Source organism: Desulfobaculum sp. (genome assembly GCF_054921475.1).
Map to the genome: position 1 here is coordinate 1 of NZ_JBUDSW010000240.1, position 5,480 is coordinate 5,480.

Genomic DNA, 5,480 nt, shown 5'->3' on the forward strand with positions numbered 1-5,480 from the left:
GCGCGAGAGCAGGGCGTGGTGCACCGGCAGGTCATGGGCGCTGGCGGCGTCAACGGACGGGGCGTCTATGCCCACAAGGCGCAGGTCCCGCCCGGCGAGGGCGCGTCCTGCATCCGGGGTAAAAGCGGCAAAGTCCGGCGAAAACTGTCCGGGCTGCGCAAGGCCGTTTCGGGTGTTGCGTGTGCGGAAGAGCAGCGCCTGTGCACTGTCCTCCGGCAGGGCGTCGATATGCTGGGCGGTGACGGTATTGGCTTCCTGAATATCCACCACCAGCGCGTGGAGGATAAAATTATGCGGGGCGTAGTCCCCAAGGCGCGCGCCGCCATCGAGAATATGGGCGGGGGTGTCGATGTGCGTGCCGCTGTGCGCGCACAGGCGAAGGCTTGACGTGATGCCGCCTGTATCCGATGTTGCGGCAGCAGTTGTTGAGAATGCCGGGTCCCCGGGCCACGGGGCATCCTCGCGCCCAAGGGCGAGGGAGATGTCGATGCAGTTGGCGTGGGGATTCATGAGTGCTCCGGTATGAGTTGTGCAGCCAGCTTGACAGAATGCTTCTAGCTTGAATAAATGCGAAAAAATGCCAAGGGGACGTAGCATGAAAGAGGCGCTCGAAGTTTTTTCCGATTACCTCAATAGAAAGAACCTGAAAATGACGCCGCAGCGGCGGTTGATTCTGGATATCTTTCTGGAGGAGAAGGGCCACCATACCTCCGAGGACCTGTACTCTATCGTCAAGAAGGCCGACAAGTCCATTGGGCAGGCCACGGTGTACCGTACCCTCAAGCTGCTCTCGGAATCCGGGCTGGCCAAGGAAGTGAACTTTGGCGACGGCGTCACCCGCTACGAGCGCAAGTACGGCCACTCCCATCATGACCACATCATCTGTCAGGAATGCGGCAAGGCTCTTGCCGTGGTGGATGAACGCATTGAAGAGTTGCAGGAAAAGCTGGCCGAGGCCCACGGCTTCATCCTGACCGGACACGAGATGTATCTGTACGGCATCTGCGCGGATTGCCGCAGCAAAAAGGCCGAACACGGCTAACGCGCCCTCCGCGCCGCCACGCCAGTACCCCATATGACCACACAGCGCCGCTTCGTTACGAGGCGGCGCTTTTTTTTGTGCGCACCTGCGAGGCGGTGGGCGCACGCAAAGACCCCGGGCATGGCTGCGGGGGCGGTGAGGGTGAGAGGTGGCGGCCTTAGCTGGCGGCGTCCACGGGGTCGGCCATGGCGATTTTCGTTTCGGAAAGTGTGGGGTCTGATGCTGGGCCGGGGGGCAGGCCTTCCGCGCGGGAGATTTCCTTTACCATGTCGGCAACGCTGACGGCGTTGAGGGTGTCGAACATGCTACGCGCGGCGTTGTCCCACAGCTTTCGGGTGGGGCAGCTGATTTGTGCTTCACAGCACTGAGGGTCCGCGGTGCAGTCGATGATGTGGCGGTCGCCTTCAAGGGCGCTGACAATGTTGCCGATGTGGAGGTCTTCTTGCGGCAGGGCAAGCATATGCCCCCCGCGCGGCCCACGCTTACTGAGGATGAAACCGTGGTCCTTGAGGATTCTGATGAGCTTTTCAAGATACTTGACCGAGAGTCCTTGGCGTGCAGCGACATCGTGTATCCGGACCGGTGAGGACTGACCGTTCACGGCGATGTCGAGCACCATTCGCAACCCGTAGCGGCTTCGGGTCGAAATGCGCATGGTCGGCTCCTTGGACGGGGTGAGGCATGGGGTGCACAGTAGCTCCAAAGGGAAAATGCAAAAAATCAATGCAATAGAGCATGCTTTTCGTATGCAAAAGCGGCCATGGCGTCAAGTGGTGCGTTGTCCTACTTGGTCAGTAGGGAGTGGAGATGGCGGGAAAGCATCCTGTGAAGGTATGGATATGCTTGCGCAACTTTTCATCGCGGCGCAGCAGTGGGTGCTCCCCCATTGTGGTGCATATGCTTTGTCGGCGCCCTGACGGAAAAACGCCCCCACCTGTTGAGGCGGGGGCGTTTAGTACAGTATGGGGCGCGGCGTCAGCTAGCCAAGGCCAACGAGGCGGCCGCCCTGATAGACGGCAACGGCTATGAAGTAGGCAAAGGCCGTGTTGAAGCCGAGGGAGAAGAGCGCCCATTTCCATGATCCGGCTTCGCCCTTGATGGCGACGAGGGTGACGAAACATGGGGCGTACAGCAGGATAAAGAGCATCAGCGCCGAGGCGCGCAGCGGGTTCCAGTCCTGCGAACCGGCAAGGCGCTTGGCAAGGGAGCCGGATTCTTCGGCGGCGTCGCCAAGGGAGTAGGCGGTGCCCAGCGTGGAGACAATGACTTCCTTGGCCGCAACGCCGCCGACAAGGGCGATGTTCACGCGCCAGTCAAATCCGGCAAGGGAGCCGATGCCCTCAAGGGCCGTGCCCATGCGTCCGGCAAAGGAGCCGCGCAGGCGGGCTTCGTCGCGCTCGGCGTCCAGTCCGCGCAGGTTGGCGCGCAGAATCATGGCGCGGGAGGAGTCTTCGTGTACGGAGGCCAGCTCAGTCGAGATGTCCTGCTGTTTTTGCTCAAAGGCGGCTTGCTGGTCGTCCGACAGGCCGGGGAAGGTCATAAGCGCCCACAGCAGGATGGAAATGGCAAGGATAACCGTGCCCGCCTTCTTAATGTACTGCCACGTGCGTTCCCACGTATGGATAAGCATGCCGCGCAGGGTGGGAAAGCGGTAGGGCGGCAGTTCCATGACAAAGGGAGTGCTGGGGCCCTTGATGATGGTCACGCGCAGGATGCGCGCCACAATAAGGGCGGCGGCCCACCCCGCCAGCGTGATGAGAAAGAGCGCCTTGGCCTGATGGCCGGGGAAAAAGACGCCAATGAGCAGGATGAATACGGGCAGCTTGGCCCCGCAGGTCATAAACGGTGCGGTGAGCAGGGTTGCCAGCTTTTCCCTGCGGCTTCGCAGGGTGCGCGCGGCCATGACGCCGGGGACGGCGCAGCCACCGGCAATGCCGCCGGAGACAATAAACGGCATCACCGAGCAGCCATGCAGGCCAAAGATGCGGAACAGCCGGTCCAGCATATAGGCGATGCGCGCCATGTATCCCGAGTCCTCAAGGAACGAGATAAACAGAAAAATGAGCAGGATGAGCGGCACAAAACTCAGCACGCCGCCCACGCCGTCGATAACGCCGGAAACCAGCAGCGACTTGAGCAGGCCGTCCGGCAGGGCCGCGGACGTGGTGTCCGACATCCAGCCAAAGAAGGCCTCCACCCAGCCCATGGGCACTTCCCCAAGGGTGAAGGTGAGTTTGTACACGGCCATCAGCACAAGGAACATGCCCAGCGGGCCAAAAAAGCGGTGCGTGAGCACGCGGTCCAGCTGGTCCGAGAAATCAATGCGTTGGTGGTCCGTGCTGCGGGTCAGGACGCCCTGCTTGAGGAGCGAGGTGATAAAGCCATAGCGGTAGTCCGCAATGATGGCTTCGGGGTAGGTGCTGAGCGTTTTTTGACAGTGCTCGCTGACCTCGGCGGTCATCTCTTCAAGGGAGGTGGCGACGGCCTCGTTGGCGCTGCGGCCCACGGCGAGGATTTCCTCGTCGCTTTCAAGGTACTTGAGGGCGAGCCAGCGCGAAGGGTAGCGGCTGGTCAGGAAGGACTCCGCCTCGATGAGGTCCGTCATGCGCGTAAGCACGGGATCAAGGTCCGGACCGTAGGAGATGGTCAGCGGCGTCCAGCGGCCATCACGCTTGCGGGCGTAGGCCGCAGTCTGCGTCAGCAGTTCGGGAACGCCCTCGCCGGTGCGGGCCACGGTTTCCACCACGGGCATGTCAAGGAGCTCGGACAGGCGCTGCACATCAATGGTCATGCCGTGCTTGCGGGCCTCGTCCATCATGTTCAGGGCAAGGGCCACGGGGATGCCCATCTCCATCACCTGCACGGCAAGGTACAGGTTGCGCTCAATGGCGGAGGCGTTCAGCACGTTGACGACGATGTCGGGCTTATCGTCCACCAGCACGTTGCGGGCGACGATTTCCTCCTGCGTGTAGGCCGTGAGGGAGTAGGTGCCGGGCAGGTCCACGATGTGGAAGCGCGTGCCGTTGATGTCGGCGTAGCCTTCCTTTTTCTCAACGGTGATGCCCGGATAGTTGCCCACGTGCTGGCGCGCGCCGGTAATGGCGTTGAACATGGTCGTCTTGCCGGCGTTGGGGTTGCCGGCAAGGGCCATGGAAATGGTTTCGGGCATGGGCTACTCCACGATGTCCACGGTGATGTGGTCGGCTTCGTTGTTGCGCAGGGAGAGGGTGAAGCCTTTCATGCGCAGGGCGACAGGGTCCCTCAGGGGCGCACGGCCGACGACCTGAACCTCCGTGCCCGGAACAAGACCCATGTCCCGGATGCGGCGGCCAAGTTCGCCGTTGGCTCCAACGGTTTTGATGATGGCCCTCTGGCCGACCTTGAGCTGGCGCATATTGATGATGGTGCCCATGGGGTCTCCTTATAGCATCACCCGCGCTGTATGGCGTGAGGGTGATATTCGTTCTCATTTTTTCCGGCTCCGCTATACACTAAGACGCGGCGGACCGCCAGTGAAGAGGCGGGAGAAAAAATTCCCGCCTTGCCCCGCAGGGCAATGAAAAACGGCGCTGAACCAGAGTGGTTGAGCGCCGTAAAAGAGCTAAGGGGTGGAGACGTGTCCGGCTAGGAGGCAGAGACCTGATTCTTCTGGCCGGAGAGCGGGGTGGCAAAAATGTTCTGCGCCATATCATCACCAAGGATGAGGTCACTATTGCGCACCCGCAGGCAACATGAGCCAGCCGCGTGGGAGCAGACTTCGGCCTCTGTGCCCGGGGTGAGCCCCATGGCGAGGAGCCTGCACCGCAGCTTGGGACAGCCTTGGATGTCCGCAATGGCGACCCGGCTTCCGCAGGGGTAGTCACACAGGGTTCGTCCGTGTCGCCGACGATGGCATTTCCGTTTCCACATGCCTAGGAACTATGCCCGTTGATAATGAATGTCAAGTGCTCATGTGTAATAAAGAGCAAAATGGTCGGAATCTTGTGGCGGGATAAGAAGAGAAGGCCCAATATTATTGGAGAATTGTCACGTGGAGGCCGGAGCCGTTGGCGCTGATTGTGGGCGCTCTGTGCAAGGGCTTTGCAAGGTCGATGACCATGCGGAGCTTGTCGGCGTGCACGCCGGTGCGCACGCTTTTTACGCCGCCGGTGTTAACATGGGTGGTGGTGTCGCCCTTGTAGTGCCAGCGCCCGGGCACGTCGATGACAAAGCGGCTGGGCCCGCCAAGGGAAAAGGTGCGGATGTCGCCGGGGGCGTGGGTTGTGGGCAGGGTGAGGCGCAGGGCGTCCGGGGAAGTGGAAAAGGTTACAGGCGTGGCGACGGCAGGCCGCGTTGGCGGCGCGGCTTCGGCGACCTGCGGGGCGGGGATGGTCTCCAGTGGCTCTTCCGGTGGCAGGGCGTTTTGCGGCAAGGCGTCCGGGGAGAAGGTGTCTGGGGG

At 61.7% G+C, this 5,480-nt stretch carries 7 protein-coding genes; 1 reads left to right on the plus strand and 6 read right to left on the minus strand.

Going from position 1 to position 5,480, the window contains the following annotated elements; translation table 11 throughout:
* On the minus strand, positions 1 to 510 hold a 510-nt coding region (locus tag ACY69P_RS13570), incomplete at its 3' end, for a cyclase family protein (RefSeq protein ID WP_462327860.1).
* Positions 511 to 595: 85 nt separating this feature from the next.
* On the opposite strand from ACY69P_RS13570, the gene ACY69P_RS13575 reads away from it, so the two are divergent.
* Positions 596 to 1,042, plus strand: a complete 447-nt coding sequence (locus tag ACY69P_RS13575) for a Fur family transcriptional regulator (protein ID WP_462327861.1) — start codon at positions 596 to 598, stop codon at positions 1,040 to 1,042.
* A gap of 157 nt (positions 1,043 to 1,199) precedes the next feature.
* On the opposite strand, the gene ACY69P_RS13580 is transcribed toward ACY69P_RS13575, so the two are convergent.
* The 5 genes from ACY69P_RS13580 to ACY69P_RS13600 all read right to left on the minus strand — a co-directional run.
* A complete protein-coding gene (locus ACY69P_RS13580) occupies positions 1,200 to 1,697 on the minus strand; it encodes an RrF2 family transcriptional regulator (protein ID WP_462327862.1) in 498 nt (165 codons plus the stop codon).
* 324 nt (positions 1,698 to 2,021) lie between these two features.
* Positions 2,022 to 4,211 carry a ferrous iron transport protein B gene (gene feoB, locus ACY69P_RS13585; RefSeq protein WP_462327863.1) on the minus strand — a complete coding sequence of 730 codons (2,190 nt, stop codon included), beginning with the start codon at positions 4,209 to 4,211 and terminating at the stop codon, positions 2,022 to 2,024.
* A gap of 3 nt (positions 4,212 to 4,214) precedes the next feature.
* Positions 4,215 to 4,454 carry a FeoA family protein gene (locus ACY69P_RS13590; RefSeq protein ID WP_404843561.1) on the minus strand — a complete coding sequence of 80 codons (240 nt, stop codon included), beginning with the start codon at positions 4,452 to 4,454 and terminating at the stop codon, positions 4,215 to 4,217.
* A gap of 212 nt (positions 4,455 to 4,666) precedes the next feature.
* On the minus strand, positions 4,667 to 4,951 hold the full coding sequence (locus ACY69P_RS13595; RefSeq protein ID WP_404843560.1) for a FeoA family protein: 285 nt from the start codon (positions 4,949 to 4,951) through the stop codon (positions 4,667 to 4,669).
* A 103-nt stretch (positions 4,952 to 5,054) separates the two neighbouring features.
* Positions 5,055 to 5,480: AMIN domain-containing protein (locus ACY69P_RS13600; protein WP_462327864.1), on the minus strand; the 426-nt coding region annotated here is incomplete at its 5' end.